Genomic DNA, 16,203 nt, shown 5'->3' with positions numbered 1-16,203 from the left:
AACGCCGTCCCTCCCTTTTCCCCACCTCCTTTCCCACGTCATTTGGCGATCCTGCATACAGGCAAGGACTCCCGTTTTGAGTACGCAAAGCCGCGCGGAAGAGAAATTTTCCCTGGCGCTGGAATCCATACAGAGCAAGCGCCGGATCGAGCGGGTCATGGAAGCGGCGAACGCCCTCCTCGACAGATACGCTAAGCAGCCCGACCCCGAAGAGCGCCTGCGCCTCGCCTTCGAACTCATCCGCCGTAATTTCACCGAAGACATTTCCGTCTCATTCGGTGGCCTCACCCTCGCAACCGATGGAAAAGACCCCGAGGGGGGGCGTAGCGGCAAGACCGAGTTCCACTGCGATATCGTCGGCGCCGAGGGGCGTACGGGAACGCTCACCGCGTTCTACACCGCCCCCGGTTCCATGGGTCTTACCGATTCCGAATGGCTCGACGCGATGCGTCTGCTGGCCGGTATCAGCGGCCTGGGCGTCGGAGGACATGTCACGTGCCCGGAATAAGCACCGCAGAAAGTCCCACGAGGCCGACGGAGAACCCCGCGAGCCTGCTGGAAAAACCGTACTGGTACCGGGAGTTGCCCCCGGGGACCGATGTGCACCGGCTCGACAAGGGCCTGTTCACCGTCACCGGGAACGCCGCCGTGCACGAGGTGCTCACCCACCCCGGGATCGTGGCCGAGCACCCGCTCAAGGCCAGCGCGCGGGCCTTCGGGCCCAATGTGCTCGACGCCGACGGCCCCGCCCACAAGGCCTTCCGCGCCCTGCTCGCTCCCGTCCTGTCCGCCGGGCGGATTGCGGAGTACAAGCAGACGCTGATGCCCCGGCTCATCGACGCGCTGGTGGACGGCATCGCCGGGACCGAGACGGACGACTTCTACAACTCCTTTGCACACAAGGTCCCTTACGGCATCGTGTGCACCATCCTCGGCATCGACCCGGCCCTGGAGGACCGCTTCCACGAGCTGACCCGCCCGCTGGCCCGGCTCCTGGACTACCCCACCGAGGAGACCGCCCAGACCCACGCCAACGTCACCGAGCTGCTGCGGCTGATCGAGGGGCAGCGGGCCCTGGGGGCGGCCGATTCACGGTCCCTCCTGGAGACCATCGAACGCACCCGCGACCGCAAGGGCATCACCCTCACGGACAGCGAAGTCCGCTCGACGGCCCTGCTGTTCTTCCTGGCCGGCACCGAGACCAGCAGCGCGTTCATCACCTCGCTGGTGTACTGCATGGGCCGCTCCATCTTCGGCCTGGACGAACTCCGTGACGAGGCGGCCCGGGACGAGTTCATCGAAGAGGTCCTGCGGCTGTATCCGCCGGTGCAGACGATCGTCCGGTTCGCGGCCGACGACGTGACGGTCCAAGGCGTCCACATCCCACGGCACTCGGCGGTACTCGCCTCGATCGCCGCAGCCAACCGGGATCCGCGGGTGTTCGACAACCCCGACCGGTTCCGGACCGGCAGGAGCCTGAAGGGCTCGATCCCCTTCGCGGTCGGGGCGCACGCCTGCCCGGGAGCGATGCTCGCCAAGGCGGAGTTCTCGCTGCTCATCGAGAGGCTCGTCGAGCGCTGCTCGGAGGTGGTCATCACCCGGGACCAACTGGCCATGGAGAGCCAGTCGTTCGCCCACCCGGCCGACTTCTCCGTTGAGTTCAAGGCCAAGTAAGCGCAAGCCAAGCAAGAGAAACAAGCAACAGAAAGAGGAAGCCGTGGAAAGCAAGATCGCGCTGCTCCGTGAATGGCTCGGCGACCTGCACGAGGAGCCGGTCCGCATCCAGGACGACACGGACCTCGTCGAGTCGGGCGTGGTGACCAGCCTCCAGTTCGTCCAGATGGTGATCGAGATCGAGCGCCTGCACGGACAGAAGCTGGACCCGGGCGTCATCAACATCGAGTCCATGCGCACGCTCGACGCCATCAACACGACCGTGTTCCAGGCTGCCTGATGGCCTCGGACAACTCCCGTGTCGCAGTGGTCTCCGGGACCTCGTCCGGGATCGGTGCGGCCGTCGCGGCGGAGTTCCTGAGCCGGGACTACACCGTCGTCGGTCTGTCCCGGCGGGGGAACCCCGCGCTCGCGCAGGAGAAGGGCTACGTCGACTGCGTGGCCGATCTGCGGGACGACGCAGCCGTACGGTCGGCGCTCGACTCGGTGTCGGGTACGACGGCCGGCGGTGTGCGGGCCGTGGTGCTCAACTCCGGTGTCTCGCCGGACCCGGTCGACCTCCGCAAGCTCGACTGGCAGGTGGCGGCCGATGCGTACGAGAACAATGTGCACACCGCCCTGAGTCTCATCCAGGCGACGGCCCCCCTGCTCACACGGGGCGGCGACGGCTCGCTCACCTTCGTCGGGGCGAGCCTGGCCAACGGCTTCCAGCCCGACCGGTGGGCCTACGCGGCCAGCAAGACCGCGATGACCGCCCTGATGCGGTCCTGCTCGGTCGAGTTCGCCGACGACGGCGTCGTGGCGAACGAGGTGCGCCCCGGCCCGGTCGCAACTGCCATGACCCTGGCCGGACTTGACGGCGAGGTGAGCGACCAGGTCATCCGCGCCATCAACGAGGGCTTCGGCACGGACTGGCTCAAGGCGCCGCGCACCGTGGCCGAATGGATCGTCTCCATCGCCGAGTTCCCGTCGAACGGGCCCACGGGCCAGGTCTTCAACTACAGCCGCAAGGTGCTGTGACCAGCTCTTTTCACCCGAGTTCTTCCCACCCGGGAAACCAATTTTCCGCAAGTAGCCGAGAAAGGCGTACCACCATGTCCAACTACCCTTCGTCCGAGCAGCTCCTCGACCTCTTCAACTGGGCCTCGCCCGCCATGCTGGTGACCGACGCCGACGGTCTCGTCGTCCTGGCGAACAAGGCCGCCGCGGAGCTCCTCTCGGACCGGGCCGCCGCCGGCACCAAGCTCGCCGACGCCCTGGGCATCGACGGCTACACCGGCCTCCTCGCGGCCGGTGAGCCGGTGGAGAACCTGGACGCCACCTTCGTCAACGCCGACTTCACGTCCGGTTACGCCAATGTCGGTTTCGGCGAGGTCGAGGGCAGCACCTACGGCTTCTGGGCCCTGCGCCCCGTCACCACCCACCCGACCCCCTCCTCGCAGGCCGGTGAGGGCAACTCCACCGCACAGGCATGGATCAGCCAGGTAGACCGGGCCAGCGCGGCGTACGCCCCGGTGGGCGAGGACGCCGTCAAGTTCATCCAGGCGTACTACGACAACTGCCCCGTCGCCATCCACCTCATCGAGGAGGACGGCACCGTCGCCCACGCCAACTGGAAGGACATCGCGATCGTCGGTGCCAGCGAGCAGCCGGACACCTACGTCGGTCACCACATCCGCCACATCTACGCCGACCAGGAGGTCGTGGAGGACTTCCTGGGCCGCTGGGGCGAGGACGCTCCGATCATCGACTTCCGCGCGGACTTCCTCAACAAGGGCGAGCGGGTGCCCGTGGTGATCTTCTCCACCGCCAAGGTCGAGGACAACAAGCTCAAGAACACCCGCTGCTTCGTCTTCCCGGACAGCCACCCGGACCGCAAGCGGGACAAGGTCAAGGCGCTGGACCTCAACTTCTGAGCCGGAGCGCACCACTTCCGCTGTTCTCCGCGCAGGCCGGGCCCCGGCGAGCACTCCTCGCCGGGGCCCGGCCCTGCCCCGGACCCCTTCACTCATCTGGAGCGCACCATGGCTGACGCCACCGCCAGGCAGGGCCGCTGGCTGACCGGCTGGGATCCCGAGGACGAGGACGCCTGGCACCAGGGCGGCCACCGCATCGCCCGCCGCAACCTGATCCTGTCCGTCCTGTCCGAGCACATCGGATTCTCGGTGTGGACCCTGTGGTCCGTGCTCGTCCTGTTCATGTCCCCCGCCATCGGCCTCGGCTTCAACCCCGGTGAGAAGTTCCTCCTGGTGGCCACCCCGACGGTCGTCGGCGCGCTGCTGCGGCTGCCGTACAGCTACGCGGTGACCCGGTTCGGCGGGCGCAACTGGACGATATTCGCCACGGCGATCCTGCTCGTCCCCGCCCTGCTCGCCCTGTACTTCGTCCAGCGCCCCGGCACCCCCCTGTGGGTGTTCCTGGCGATCGGCGCCATAGCCGGCGTCGGCGGCGGCAACTTCGCCTCGTCGATGACGAACATCACCGCGTTCTACCCGCAGCGCCACCAGGGCTGGGCCCTCGGGCTCAACGCGGGCGGCGGCAACCTCGGCGTGGCGGCGGTCCAGCTCGTCGGGCTCACGGTCATCTCCCTCGCGGGCAACACCCACCCCTCCTACGTCGCGGCCGTCTACCTGCCCCTGGTCGTGGCCGTCGCGCTGCTCGCCGCGTGGAAGATGGACAACGTCGACGCCGTACGGACCGACCCCGGCGCGCAGCGCGAAGCGGCCCGGCACCGTGACACCTGGTGGATCTCCCTCCTGTACATCGGCACGTTCGGCTCGTTCATCGGCTACGGCTTCGCCTTCGGCCTCGTCCTGCAGAACGAGTTCGGCTCCACCCCGCTGCAGGCGGTCGGCTACACCTTCCTCGGCCCGCTGCTCGGGTCCCTCTCGCGCCCGCTGGGCGGCTGGCTGGCCGACCGCAAGGGCGGCGCGCGGGTCTCGTTCTGGAACTTCCTCGGCATGGGCGCCGGCACCGTCGTGCTCGTCGTCGCCACGAACCTGCATTCCTTCGCCCTGTTCGTCGGAGGGTTCACCGCGCTGTTCGTGCTCAGCGGCCTCGGCAACGGGTCGACGTACAAGATGATCCCGGCGGTGTTCGCCAAGAAGGCCGAGGACGAGATCACCTCCGGCCACGACGCGAGCGGGGCCTTCGCCAGGGCCCGTCGGCTGTCCGGCGCGGTCATCGCGATCGCCGGTGCGGTCGGCGCGCTCGGCGGTGCCGCCATCAACCTCGCCTTCAAGCTGTCGTACTCGGACGGCTCCGGCTCCGGCGCCCCGGCCTTCGTGGTCTTCCTCGCCTACTACGCGCTGTGCGTGACGGTCATCCGGGTCGTCTACCTGCGCCGCGCGCCCGCGGGCGGCAAGGACGCCACCGAGAGCGCCAAGGAAGTCAGCCGTGTCTGAACTGCCCCCGCCGCTCAGGGAGGTGGCGACCCACTGCCCGTACTGCGCCCTGCAGTGCGGTACGCGGCTGGGCGGTGACCGGGAGGCCGGCGTGGCGGTGCGGCCCGCCGACTTCCCGGTCAACATGGGCCGGCTGTGCCAGAAGGGGTGGACCGCCCCCGAAGTCCTGTCCACCACTGACCGGTTGACCCGGCCGCTGATCCGCCGCCCCGACGGCCGGCTCGCCGAGGCGTCCTGGGACGTCGCGCTGGACACGGTGGCCAAGGGCCTGCGCCGGATCCGCGCCGAGCACGGCCCGGACGGAGCAGCGGTCTTCGGCGGGGGCGGGCTCACCAACGAGAAGGCGTACCTGCTGGGCAAGTTCGCCCGACTCGCCCTGGGGACCAGCCAGATCGACTACAACGGCCGGTTCTGCATGTCGTCCGCGGCCGCGGCGGGCAACGCGGCCTTCGGCGTGGACCGGGGGCTGCCGTTCCCGGTCACCGACCTCAGGGGCGCGCAGACGGTCCTGCTGGCCGGGGCGAACGTCGCCGAGACGATGCCGCCTCTGATGCAGCACCTCGACGGGGCCGAGCTGATCGTCATGGATCCGCGCCGGACCGCCACCGCCCAGCGGGCCGCGCTGCACCTGCAGCCCGCGCCCGGCACCGATCTGGCTCTCGCGCTCGGCCTGTTGCACATCGCCGCCGTGGACGGGCTGCTCGACCGGGACTACATCCAGGACCGCACCCAGGGCTTCGATGCCGCACTGCGGCGGGCGATGGGCTGGTGGCCGGAGCGGGTGGAGGCCGTCACCGGCGTTCCCGCGAGCGCCCAGCGCACCGCCGTCCGGATGCTCGCCGAGGCGCGTAGCGCCTATGTGCTGACGGGCCGCGGGGTGGAGCAGCACAGCACGGGAACCGACACCGTGGCGGGCTTCATCAACCTCGCCCTCGCCCTCGGCCTGCCGGGGCGCACGGGCAGCGGATACGGGTGTCTGACCGGGCAGGGCAACGGCCAGGGCGGCCGCGAACACGGGCAGAAGGCCGACCAGCTGCCCGGCTACCGGTCCATCACCGATCCGGCGGCGCGGGCCCATGTCGCCGGCGTCTGGGGCGTGGCACCGGAGGAGCTGCCGGGTCCCGGGCGCAGCGCCTACGAGCTCCTGGACGCGCTGGGCAGCGGCCACGGCCCCCGGGGACTCCTGGTGTTCGGGTCGAACCCGGCCGTCTCGGCCCCCCACTCCGCGCGCGTGGCCGAGCGCCTCGCCTCCCTCGACCTGCTCGTGGTGGCCGACTTCGTGCCGTCCGAGACCGCCCGCATGGCCGACGTCGTACTGCCCGTCACCCAGTGGGCCGAGGAGGAGGGCACCCTGACGAGCCTGGAGGGCCGGGTGCTGCGCCGCCGTGCGCTGCTTTCGCCGCCGGGGCAGGTACGCAGCGACCTCCAGGTCCTGCACGATCTCGCGGTGCGCCTCGGCGAGCCCGCCGACCGGTACCCGACGGTCCCGCAGGAGGTCTTCGACGAACTGCGCGCCGCCTCCCGGGGCGGCAGGGCCGACTACTCCGGCATCTCGTACGAGCGCCTCGACTCCGGGGAGAGCCTGCACTGGCCGTGCCCGGACGCGCACGGCCCGCACCCGGGCACGCCCCGGCTCTTCCTCGACCGGTTCGAACACCCCGACGGCAGGGCGCGGTTCACCGCGGTGGACCACCAGGGCCCGGCGGAGGACCTCAGCCCCCGCTACCCCCTGCACGCGACGACCGGCAGAGTCCTGGCGCACTACCAGTCGGGGGCGCAGACCCGCCGCGTGGCCGAACTCAACGACGCCGTCCCCGGGCCCTTCATCGAGATCCACCCCGACACCGCGCTCCGTTCCGGGGTGGCCGACGCGGGCCTCGCCCGGGTCGTCTCCGCGCGCGGCAGCATGACGGCCCGGGTCCGGGTGGATCCGACGATGCGCCTGGACACCGTTTTCGCGCCCTTCCACTTTCCCGGCGACGGCCGGGCCAACCTGTTCACCCACCCGGCTCTGGACCCCCGCAGCGGCATGCCCGCGTTCAAAGTGTGCGCCGTGCGGATCGAGCCCCTGTCAGGAGTCGCGCCGTGAACCGTGTCCTCGTCCTCGGCAACGGCCCGACGGCCCATCACTTCGCGGACCGGCTCCGCCACCACGGCCACGAGGAGCCCCTCACCCTCCTGGGGACCGAACCCGGCCCCACCCACCACCAGCCGTTCCTCGACGCCCTGCTCGCCCCCGCGGACCTGCGCCTGCCGCCCCCGCCCGGCCTCGGCGTCCACACCGACACCCGGGTGACCGGCATCGACCGCGCACAGCGCCGGGTGCGGGCGCTGGTCGACGGGACCGAGACCCTCTTCCCGTACGACACGCTGGTCCTCGCCCTGGAGGCACGCCCCACGGTCCCCGGCCTTCCCGGCATCACCGCCCCCGACGGGCGCCTCGCCCCCGGTATCGTCGTCCCGCGGACCGCGGCCGACCGCGACCGGATCAGCGGCGAGAGCGCCGTCGTGCTCGGCGGCGGGCCGCAGGCGGTGGAGGCCGCGAGCGCGCTGGCCGCCCGCGGCACCAGGACCACGCTGGTGTGCGACCGCCCCCACCCCTTGGACGAGCGCCTGGGCGCGACCTGCGCCGCCCTGCTCACCGAACAGCTGGAGCGGGCCGGGGTCACCGTGCTCGGCGGCCGCACCGCCGTGCGGCGTACCCCGGGTCGACTGCACCTGGACGACGGGACCGTCCTTCGAGCCGACACCCTCCTGCTGTGCACCGGCGCCACCCCCGACATCCAACTCGCCTTCACAGCAGGCCTGTTGGCCGACGGCGGCGGGGTCGTCGTCGACGCACAGCTGCGCACCAGTGACCCCCGCGTCCACGCCATCGGCGTCGGCGTCGAACACGACGGCCGGGCGACGGCGGGCTCCGGTGCCGCCCTGGAGCAGGCCGACGCCCTCGCGCGGACCCTCACCGGCCGGGACGGTGCCTACCGGGCCGCCCCGCCCGTGCTCCGGCTGCGCACCCGCGCGGCGGACGTGTGCTGCATCGGATCGCCGAGCGACTTCGAAGGCCCGGACACCCGCCTCGTCACCCTCACCGACAAGGTGGACCGACGGTACGCCAGGCTCGCACTGCGGGACGAACGCGTCGTCGGCGCCGTCCTGTTCGGCCTCCCGCAGGCCATCGCCTCGATCAGCCGCTGCCACCGGCTCGGACAGCAACTCCCCTCCGACGTATTGGGGTTGCTCCTCGGATGGCCGCCCAGACCCCCATCGGACGCCGTCGAGCCGGGCGCGGAGGCGCTGGTGTGCCTCTGCAACAGCGTCACGGAGAAGTCCCTGCGCCAGGCCTGGCAGGAGGGCGCCCGCACGGTCCCGGCACTCGCCACGGCGACCCGGGCCACCACGGGGTGCGGCGGCTGCGGCGAGCGCGTACGGGAACTGTGCAAGGCATGGGCACCTGGGCCCCGTACCGGACTGAGGGAAGCAGCGTGACGCGGACACTCGTCGTCGTCGGCCACGGCATGGTCGGGCACCAACTCGTGGACCGGCTACGGTCCTTGGACACCGAACGCACTTGGCGCATCGTCGTCCTGGGCGAGGAACGCCACCTCGCCTACGACCGCGTCGCCCTCTCCTCCTACCTGGACGGCAAGAGCAAGGACGACCTCACCCTCGCGGGACCGGACCTCCTGCACGACGCCCGGGTGGACGTGCGCCTCGCGTGCCCGGCGGTGTCCGTCGACCGTACGACCCGTACGGTCCGGACCGCCGACGGCAACGACATCGCGTACGACGCCCTGGTCCTGGCCTGCGGCTCTCGCCCGTTCGTCCCCCCGGTCCCGGGGCACGACCTGACGGGGTGCTTCGTCTACCGCACCTTCGACGACCTCGATGCCATCCGCGCGGCCGCGCGCGCCGGCCGCCCCGGCGTGGTGATCGGCGGCGGGCTCCTCGGTCTGGAGGCGGCCAACGCCCTGCGCCTGCTGGGGATGCGCCCGCACATCGTGGAGACGGCGCCGCACCTGATGCCGGCCCAGCTCGACCCGGGCGCGGCGCACGTACTCCACCAGCAGGCGACCGACCTCGGCCTCCAGCTGCACTGCGCCACCGCCACCGCGTCGGTCGAAGCCCACCCCGACGGCACGGTGCACGCGGTGCGCCTCTCCGACGGCACCGTCCTGGAGACCGGCCTGGTGGTCTTCGCCGCCGGAATCCGCCCCCGCGACGAGCTGGCCGCCCCCGCGGGTCTGGCGCTCGGGGAGCGCGGCGGCATCGCCGTCGACGACCGCTGCCGTACGCACGACGGGCGCGTCTGGGCGATCGGTGAATGCGCCGCCGTCGAGGGGCGCTGCCACGGTCTGGTCGCCCCCGGCTACCGCATGGCGGACAACGTGGCGCACCAGCTGATGGGCCACGACACCGAGCCCTTCGACGGCTCGGACACCGCCACCACGCTGAAACTCCTCGGCGTGAACGTCGCCTCCTTCGGCGCCACCCGCCCCGCGGAGGGTGAGGCACTCGAAGTCGTCTTCGCCGAGGGCACCACCCGGTACGCCAAGTTCTTCCTGCGACAGAACAGCGGGGCCCTCCTCGGCGGAATCCTCGCCGGAGGCACCGCCTCCCCCCTCACCCTCGCGTCCTTCATCGGCCGCCAGCCACCCCCGGACCTGGAACAACTCCTCGTTCCCCAGCTCCCTTTTCTTCCTTGAAGGCCCCTTCCACACCCCTCGAAACACTCTTGAACACCCCTTGAACACCGCATCAAAGGAGTTTGCGTTGAAGACGATCGGCTTCATCGGCCTGGGCACCATGGGCAGCCCCATGGCGGTCAACCTCGTCAAGTACGGGTACACCGTGCACGGCTGGAACCGGACGGACGGCCGGCAGCAGCCCCTGCTGGAGGCGGGCGGCACCGCCGCCGCGTCGATCGGTGATGCGGTCCGCGACGCGGACGTGGTCATCACGATGCTGCCCGACTCCCCCCAGGTCGAGGAGGTCGCCTACGGCCCCGAAGGGATCCTGGCCCACGCCAGGCCCGGAACGCTGCTCATCGACATGTCCACCGTCGCCCCGCAGACCTCCATAGCCCTGGCCGAGCGGGCCGGCGAGCACGGCGTCCACGTGCTCGACGCCCCGGTCGCGGGCGGTGAAGTGGGCGCGATCGAGGGCATCCTGTCGATCATGGCCGGCGGCGAGGCGGCCGACTTCGAGGCGGCCAGGCCCGTCTTCGAAGCCATGGGAAGGACGATCGTGCACTGCGGTGGGCACGGCATCGGCCAGACCGTGAAAGCCGCCAACCAGCTGATCGTCGCGATCAACATGCAGGCCTGCGCCGAAGCCGTGGTCTTCCTCGAGAAGTCGGGCGTGGACCTCGCAAGCGCCCTCGACGTCCTCAGCGGCGGGCTCGCCGGTTCCCACGTCCTCACCCGCAAGAAGGCCAACTTCGTGGAACGCGACTACACACCCAGCTTCACGATGGGCCTGCACCACAAGGACATGGGCATCGTCACCGACACCGCCCGCACCATCGGCGCCGTCCTCCCGCTCAGCAGCACCGCCGCACAACTCCTCGCCTCCTCGGTGGCCCGCGGGGACGCGCATCTCGACCACTCCGCCCTGCTCCGCGGCGTGGAACTCCTCAGCGGATACGGCCAGTTGGTATCTCACACCGGGTACGCCCCCGTAACGGGCGTACGGAAGGAAGGCTGACATACCGTCAGGTTTCGTTTCGTGCGGCCTGCTTGTGGCCGGTCTCGGCCCACACCGCCAGCGTCGCGCCGAGTATGGCGAGCGCCAGGTAGCCGGGCGCCGGGACGTTGATAAGTTTGTGCAGGAAGCCCCAGGGTCCGTCGCCGAACTGCCCGCCGGCGAAGCCGAGTGCGCCCTGGATGCCGACAACCCAGCCGGTGGGGCCGACGACCTTGTGCCGCTCGAAAAGTCATCGTTGCAGGTCAAGCGGCATAGCGGTATTCGTTGATGGTGCCGCCGAGGATGAGGGTGCGCAGGGGTCTGCGGCCGCGGTGGCCCTCGATGGTGGTGGGTTCCTTGACGGCTTCGGGCGGTCGCTGCTCCCGGGCCTGGTGAGGCCGGTGCCTGTTGCAGTGAGCTTGATACTCGGTCAGGACCCGGCGCGCGTGGGCCTCGTTCAGGACCAGGATGTGATCCAGCACTTCGCGGCGGACCGTGCCGATCACCCGCTCGCAATGCGCGTTCATCCGAGGCACCCGCGGGGCACTGAGCAGCACCTCCAGCTCCGCAGCCTCGAAGACGGCGAGGTTGCGGGCCTGCTGGGTCGCCCACTGGCCGATCGGATGCCGGGTGACCCCGGTGATGTGCAGCTTGCGGGTGCCGTGCTCCAGGAAGCCATCGTGTACAGGCGCGTGCCCAGCACCGTATCGACATGGAAGAAGTCCGCCGCGATGATCCCTTCGGCCTGCGCGGTGAGGAAGTCGCGCCAACTCGGTCCGCAGCGGCGCGGAGCCGGATCGATGCCAGCGGTGTTCAGGATCTCCCACACCGTGGACGGGCGATCGGATGCCCCAGCCGCGCGGGCTCACCTTGGATTCTGTGGTGCCCCCACTGCGGATTCTCGCCTGCCAGGCGCAGCACCAGCTTCTTCAGCGCGGCACAACAACGAAACGATCACCCGCGAATCCTGCCACCACCCCACGAACACCGTCATGACCTGCGGCGATGACTTTTCGAGCGGCACACGAACGAAGTTCACGAAGCCGACGGCGGGATCATCCCCGCCCTCCACGGACGATCATCCACACCTACGTACTGCGTGGACGGATCCACTGCTCAGACTGCCGACGCAAGATGCAGGGAAGCTTCAACAACGGCCGCGAACACTACCGCTGCCGCTACAGCGACGACTACGGACGCAGACTGCGACCGGCGCATCGCCGACTACCGAGCAGCCCTCGACCGCGGCACCGACCCCGAACTCGTCACCGGATGGATCAACCAGACACAGGCAGAGAAAGCAGCCGCACAACGACAGTTCAACGAGACGGACAAGGCACAGCGCGCCGTGCTCACCCAGACCCAGATCCACGAGCTCGTCACCCAGCTCGGCAACATCCCGAGCGCCCTGGCAGCCGCCGCCCCGGACGACGTACGGGCCCTGTACGAAGCTCTCGGGCTGAAACTCACCTACTATGCAAAAGAGCGAGTCGTGACCGTAGAGTCACAACCCGCTCTTCTATGTGCGTATAGCCAGTGTCCGAGGGGGGACTTGAACCCCCACGCCCGATAAAGGGCACTAGCACCTCAAGCTAGCGCGTCTGCCATTCCGCCACCCGGACAAGGTGTTGTCTTCGCGGGGTGTTCCCCGCGGCGACATAGAGAACTCTACCAGGGGTTTGAGGTGCCGTTCACCTGCATATTGCGTGGTCAGGCGAGCGTCAGACCCTGTTCGCGGCGATCCAGTCGTCGTGCGCCTGCCAGGCGTACAGAGTGTTTCCGTCCATGTACGCGTAGTACAGGTCGCATCGGGCGGTGGTGCGGGCCTCGGCGTTCTTCGGGAACCAGGTCGACGTGATGGCCGGCGGCTGAGGGGGCGTGGCCGGCTTGTGGGGCTTGCAGGTGGCGGGGAGGTCGGCCGACGGGAGGGTGGCCTTCAGGAGGCGGTCGCCGCCGGTAGTCCTCATCGCGTACTCGATGCGCCTCGCCTCGTCGGGAAGCCAGCGCGGTACGGAGACCCGGTCGCCCTTCGCCTCCTTGCCGGAGCGGTAGGAGGACGCCTCGTCGTGGCGGTTCTGGTACCAGTCCTTCGCGGCCGGTACGGCGACGACGGCGGCGAAGCCCAGCGCCACGGCGACCGAGGCGACGGCGATGACGATCGTCCGGGTTCGGGACTTGGTCCTGGTGCGGGTGGCGGACATGAGCCCTCCTGGGTTCAAGGTCATCGTGCGGCGGGGCGCTTTCCATTCTTCGGGTCCCGGGCCGCGACTTCGTACTCCGTGAGGACCAATGTGTGTACGACTGTGGGACCACACGGCGGCGCGGAGTCTCGGGGTGCCCGGCCCCGGGCCTAGCCTTCGCCGGGTGAGCAGAGGCGAGGGATACCGGCGGCCGCGTGCGTTGTCGCCGCTGCGGGAGCATCTGCGCGACACCTTCTGGTTCGCGCCCACCGCGGCCATGGTGCTGACCTTCGGGCTGTGGGTCGGCGCGTACGAGGCCGACGCCGCCATCATGCGGATGCTCCAGGACGACGAGAACTACGCCGAGGTCACCGAGCTGATCCGGCTCGTCGACGAGGCCAAGACCGTGATCACCACGGTCAGCTCGGCGATGATGACCTTCATCGGTGTCGTGTTCAGCATTTCGCTGGTCGCGGTCCAGATGGCCAGCGGGCAGTTCACGCCCCGCGTCGTACGGATCTTCGTGCGGTCACGCATCACCAAGCTGACCTTCGCCGTCTTCCTGGCCGCCTTCACCCTGTCGCTGCTCGTGCTCACCTCGTTCGACAGCGAGACCGACCCCCGCCTCGTGACCACCGTTCCGTTTCTGCAGAGCGGCCTCACGCTCCTCATGGTCACGCTGAGCCTGTTTCTCTTCATCGCGTACGTGAGCTCCACGCTGCGGCTCATGCGCGTCGGGCACGTGGTGGACCGGATCACCTGGGAGGCCTTGCGCGTGGTGGACAAGATGCCGCGCGGGGACGTCGGCGGGCTGTCCTTCGGCCCGGAGACCGGGCGGATCGGGTACAGCGGGCACGGTGGGGTGCTGCGGGACGTGAACATCGCCCGGCTCGTGCGGGCGGCCCGGCGTCATGGCGTGGTGCTCCGGCTGATTCCCAGGATCGGGGACTTCGTGGTGCCGGGCACTCCGCTGCTCGCGGTGCACGGCGGAGCGAAGGCGCCGTCCCGCGCCTCGCTGCGGTACACCGTGTCGGTGGGTGTGGAGCGTACGTTCCACCAGGATCTGGGGTTCGGGCTGCGGCAGCTCTCCGACATCGCGCTGCGGGCGCTCTCGCCCGCCGTCAACGACCCGACCACCGCCGTGCAGTGCCTGGACCGGATCGTCCAGCTCCTGACTGCTCTGGCGGACCGGCCGCTCGGGGCGGTGGCACACCGGGACGGCAGGGACGAGGTGCGGCTCGTCCAGGACGTACCGGACTGGGCCGATCTCGTGGATCTCAGCTTCGCCGAGATTCGGCTCTACGCGGTGGGAAGTCCCCAGGTCACTCGACGGATCGTGGCCGGGCTCAACGATCTGCTGCAGCTTGCGCCCGAAGCCCGGCGCGAGCCGCTGCTCCGGCACCGGGAGTTGCTCGCGCAGGCCGTCGCGCTCGCGGTGCCGGAGGCGGCGGAGCGTACTTTCGCGCTGGAGCCGGACCGGCAGGGCATCGGGTGACATTGCCCTGTCGGTGGCTCGGGGGTCATTGCAGACAAGGGGGCGGCCCTGCCGTCCCCCCTCTCCTTGCGGAATGAGCCGGGCGGGACTCCCCCATTACGGAATCAGCCGGTAGTCGGTGGTCCGGCGTTACGGAATCAGCTGGTAGTCCGGGAAGTTGCCCGGAGCCCGCTCCCCCGCCGGGCCCTCGGTCACGGCCCGTACCAGGAGTTCGCCGCCGACGAAGGCGCCGCGCCACGACGCGCCGTAGCCGCCGAACAGTTCCTCTCGGTCGCCCCGGGAGCGGGGTTTGCCCCGGCCCACCTTGAACGCCCGTATCTGCGGGGCCAGTCGGTCGTACGTGTCCGGGTCGTCGGTCGACAGGGTGGCGACCAGGGCTCCGTTGGAGGCGTTCATCGCGGCGAGCAGTTCCGCCTCGGTGTCGACCAGGACGATCGTGTCGACCGGACCGAACGGTTCCGCGTGGAACAGCGGTGAGGACGGGGGCGGATTGAGCAGGGTGACCGACGGCAGATAGGCGCTGGTGTCCTGGCCGGGCAGGAAGCGGCCGTCGGCCAGGGAGGCGCGGTGCAGGGGGACGGCACCCCGGTCGATGGCCTCGGTCACCTGGTCGCTGAGCTCCTTGGCCTTCGCCGCGTTGATGAGCGGGCCGAAGTCCAGTTCCGGCAGGGCGTCTTCGGGGTGTACGACGGCCAGGGGGTGCCCGGTCCGTACCGAGCGCACACCCGGCAGATAGGCGGCCAGGAACTGGTCGAACAGGGTGCGCTGGACGACGAACCGCGGGTAGGCGGTGCAGCGTTGCTTGCCGTAGTCGAAGAGTTTGGGGATGACGGAGGAGAGTCCGTCCCAGTCGCTGAAATTCCAGATGCCCCAGGTGTTCAGGCCTTCCTGTTCCAGGATGTGCGGCTTGCCGAGGTCGGCCACCGCGGTGGCGATGCGCGCTCCGGTGTCGCGGCCGCCGACGAAGGAGACGCAGCCGATCTCCGGGGAGCGGACCAGGGCCTCGGAGAGTTCGCCCCCGCTGCCGCTCACCAGGGTGATCGGGATGCCCTCGCGCACGGCGAGCGCGGCGGCCAGGGTGAGGCAGGCGACGCCGCCGTCGGTGGGGGTCTTGGCGATCACGGCGTTGCCCGTGAGGGCCTGAACCAGCATCGCGTGAACGAGTACCGACATCGGGTAGTTCCAGCTCGCGATGTTGGACACCGGGCCGGGGAGGGGCGTCCGGCCCTCCAGCATCGTGTCGATGTTCTCGGCGTACCAGCGGACTCCGTCGATGGCGCGGTCGACGTCCGCGCGGGCCAGTCGCCAGGGCTTGCCGATCTCCCATACGAGGAGGAGGGCGAGCAGATCGCGGTGTTCGGTCAGTGCGTCGAGCGCGGCGTCAACGCGGGCGCGGCGCTCGGCGATCGGGACGTGCCGCCAGGCGCGGTGCTGGTCGAGGGCGGCCCGTACGGCCTGTTGGGCGGCGGGGCCGTCCAGTCGGGGCGGGCCCGCGATGGGGCCGGCGTCGAGGGGGCTGGTGGCGGGGAGAGCGCGGCCGTCGGCGTGCCACTGGTCGGCCCAGAGGTTCAGGACTCGGTCGTCCCTGAAGGCCTCGGGGGCGGCGGCGAGGCTGCGCTGCCAGGCATCGGACCAGGCGGTGCCGGGCTTGAGAGTGAGGGGGGCGGGGGTGAGTGCCATGTCTGGATCTCCGCTCTCGGTGCACGGTCGGGCGGGGTGTGCGATGGCGCTGTTACCGGACGGTAGTGAGGTGCGGCGGGAGTTGGCA

14 protein-coding genes, 1 tRNA gene and 1 pseudogene are annotated in these 16,203 nt (G+C 70.2%); 12 read left to right on the top strand and 4 right to left on the bottom strand.

Annotated elements, in window-relative coordinates; translation table 11 throughout:
* The first annotated feature begins 76 nt into the window (after positions 1 to 76).
* The 10 genes from ACIQ8J_RS15870 (at position 77) to ACIQ8J_RS15825 (ending at position 10,781) form a co-directional block, all read left to right on the top strand.
* Positions 77 to 508 carry a hypothetical protein gene (locus ACIQ8J_RS15870; RefSeq protein ID WP_403272150.1) on the top strand — a complete coding sequence of 144 codons (432 nt, stop codon included), beginning with the start codon at positions 77 to 79 and terminating at the stop codon, positions 506 to 508.
* A 74-nt stretch (positions 509 to 582) separates the two neighbouring features.
* The gene (locus ACIQ8J_RS15865; RefSeq protein ID WP_403607827.1) at positions 583 to 1,674 is read left to right on the top strand and encodes a cytochrome P450; all 1,092 of its coding nucleotides are present in this window, start codon (positions 583 to 585) and stop codon (positions 1,672 to 1,674) included.
* 43 nt (positions 1,675 to 1,717) lie between these two features.
* Entirely contained in the window at positions 1,718 to 1,954 is a 237-nt protein-coding gene (locus ACIQ8J_RS15860; RefSeq protein ID WP_403272152.1) for an acyl carrier protein, read from the top strand.
* Positions 1,954 to 2,694 carry an SDR family NAD(P)-dependent oxidoreductase gene (locus ACIQ8J_RS15855; protein ID WP_403272153.1) on the top strand — a complete coding sequence of 247 codons (741 nt, stop codon included), beginning with the start codon at positions 1,954 to 1,956 and terminating at the stop codon, positions 2,692 to 2,694. The genes ACIQ8J_RS15860 and ACIQ8J_RS15855 overlap by 1 nt, the downstream gene beginning before the upstream one ends.
* Positions 2,695 to 2,768: 74 nt before the next feature.
* Entirely contained in the window at positions 2,769 to 3,590 is an 822-nt protein-coding gene (locus tag ACIQ8J_RS15850) for a PAS domain-containing protein (RefSeq protein WP_403272154.1), read from the top strand.
* Positions 3,591 to 3,698: 108 nt separating this feature from the next.
* The gene (locus ACIQ8J_RS15845) at positions 3,699 to 5,078 is read left to right on the top strand and encodes an MFS transporter (RefSeq protein ID WP_403272155.1); all 1,380 of its coding nucleotides are present in this window, start codon (positions 3,699 to 3,701) and stop codon (positions 5,076 to 5,078) included.
* On the top strand, positions 5,071 to 7,167 hold the full coding sequence (locus ACIQ8J_RS15840) for a molybdopterin oxidoreductase family protein (protein ID WP_403272156.1): 2,097 nt from the start codon (positions 5,071 to 5,073) through the stop codon (positions 7,165 to 7,167). Before ACIQ8J_RS15845 ends, ACIQ8J_RS15840 begins: the two co-directional genes overlap by 8 nt.
* Positions 7,164 to 8,564: an FAD-dependent oxidoreductase gene (locus tag ACIQ8J_RS15835; RefSeq protein WP_403272157.1), complete on the top strand. Its 1,401-nt coding sequence runs from the start codon at positions 7,164 to 7,166 to the stop codon at positions 8,562 to 8,564. The genes ACIQ8J_RS15840 and ACIQ8J_RS15835 overlap by 4 nt, the downstream gene beginning before the upstream one ends.
* Entirely contained in the window at positions 8,561 to 9,781 is a 1,221-nt protein-coding gene (locus ACIQ8J_RS15830; RefSeq protein ID WP_403272158.1) for an NAD(P)/FAD-dependent oxidoreductase, read from the top strand. The genes ACIQ8J_RS15835 and ACIQ8J_RS15830 overlap by 4 nt, the downstream gene beginning before the upstream one ends.
* 40 nt (positions 9,782 to 9,821) lie before the next feature.
* A complete protein-coding gene (locus tag ACIQ8J_RS15825) occupies positions 9,822 to 10,781 on the top strand; it encodes a 2-hydroxy-3-oxopropionate reductase (RefSeq protein ID WP_403272159.1) in 960 nt (319 codons plus the stop codon).
* Positions 10,782 to 11,023: 242 nt separating this feature from the next.
* Here the strand turns inward: ACIQ8J_RS15825 and ACIQ8J_RS15820 are convergent.
* A pseudogene (locus ACIQ8J_RS15820) lies at positions 11,024 to 11,699 on the bottom strand (integrase core domain-containing protein); the annotation flags it as partial.
* 160 nt (positions 11,700 to 11,859) lie between these two features.
* Here ACIQ8J_RS15820 and ACIQ8J_RS15815 point away from each other — a divergent pair.
* Positions 11,860 to 12,333: a hypothetical protein gene (locus tag ACIQ8J_RS15815; RefSeq protein ID WP_403272160.1), complete on the top strand. Its 474-nt coding sequence runs from the start codon at positions 11,860 to 11,862 to the stop codon at positions 12,331 to 12,333.
* Here the strand turns inward: ACIQ8J_RS15815 and ACIQ8J_RS15810 are convergent.
* Both ACIQ8J_RS15810 and ACIQ8J_RS15805 read right to left on the bottom strand, forming a co-directional pair.
* A tRNA-Leu gene (locus ACIQ8J_RS15810) sits at positions 12,298 to 12,382 on the bottom strand. The genes ACIQ8J_RS15815 and ACIQ8J_RS15810 overlap by 36 nt on opposite strands.
* A gap of 99 nt (positions 12,383 to 12,481) precedes the next feature.
* On the bottom strand, positions 12,482 to 12,961 hold the full coding sequence (locus ACIQ8J_RS15805; RefSeq protein WP_403272161.1) for a hypothetical protein: 480 nt from the start codon (positions 12,959 to 12,961) through the stop codon (positions 12,482 to 12,484).
* Positions 12,962 to 13,124: 163 nt separating this feature from the next.
* Between ACIQ8J_RS15805 and ACIQ8J_RS15800 the strand changes: the two genes are divergently transcribed.
* Positions 13,125 to 14,435 carry a DUF2254 domain-containing protein gene (locus ACIQ8J_RS15800; protein WP_403272162.1) on the top strand — a complete coding sequence of 437 codons (1,311 nt, stop codon included), beginning with the start codon at positions 13,125 to 13,127 and terminating at the stop codon, positions 14,433 to 14,435.
* A 129-nt stretch (positions 14,436 to 14,564) separates the two neighbouring features.
* Here ACIQ8J_RS15800 and ACIQ8J_RS15795 read toward each other — a convergent pair whose 3' ends face one another.
* The gene (locus ACIQ8J_RS15795; RefSeq protein WP_403272163.1) at positions 14,565 to 16,115 is read right to left on the bottom strand and encodes an aldehyde dehydrogenase family protein; all 1,551 of its coding nucleotides are present in this window, start codon (positions 16,113 to 16,115) and stop codon (positions 14,565 to 14,567) included.
* Positions 16,116 to 16,203 lie beyond the last annotated feature (88 nt).

The sequence above is a fragment of the Streptomyces sp. NPDC094147 genome (assembly GCF_044764265.1).
Taxonomy (GTDB): domain Bacteria; phylum Actinomycetota; class Actinomycetes; order Streptomycetales; family Streptomycetaceae; genus Streptomyces.
This window is presented reverse-complemented; position numbering and strand designations above follow the sequence as displayed.

What these genes read in the sequence shown, in the direction of transcription:
- ACIQ8J_RS15855 (WP_403272153.1), top strand. Translation starts at nt 1,954, where the DNA reads ATGGCCTCGGACAACTCCCGTGTCGCAGTGGTCTCCGGGACCTCGTCC.
- ACIQ8J_RS15795 (WP_403272163.1), bottom strand. Translation starts at nt 16,115, where the DNA reads ATGGCACTCACCCCCGCCCCCCTCACTCTCAAGCCCGGCACCGCCTGG.
- ACIQ8J_RS15805 (WP_403272161.1), bottom strand. Translation starts at nt 12,961, where the DNA reads ATGTCCGCCACCCGCACCAGGACCAAGTCCCGAACCCGGACGATCGTC.
- ACIQ8J_RS15850 (WP_403272154.1), top strand. Translation starts at nt 2,769, where the DNA reads ATGTCCAACTACCCTTCGTCCGAGCAGCTCCTCGACCTCTTCAACTGG.
- ACIQ8J_RS15845 (WP_403272155.1), top strand. Translation starts at nt 3,699, where the DNA reads ATGGCTGACGCCACCGCCAGGCAGGGCCGCTGGCTGACCGGCTGGGAT.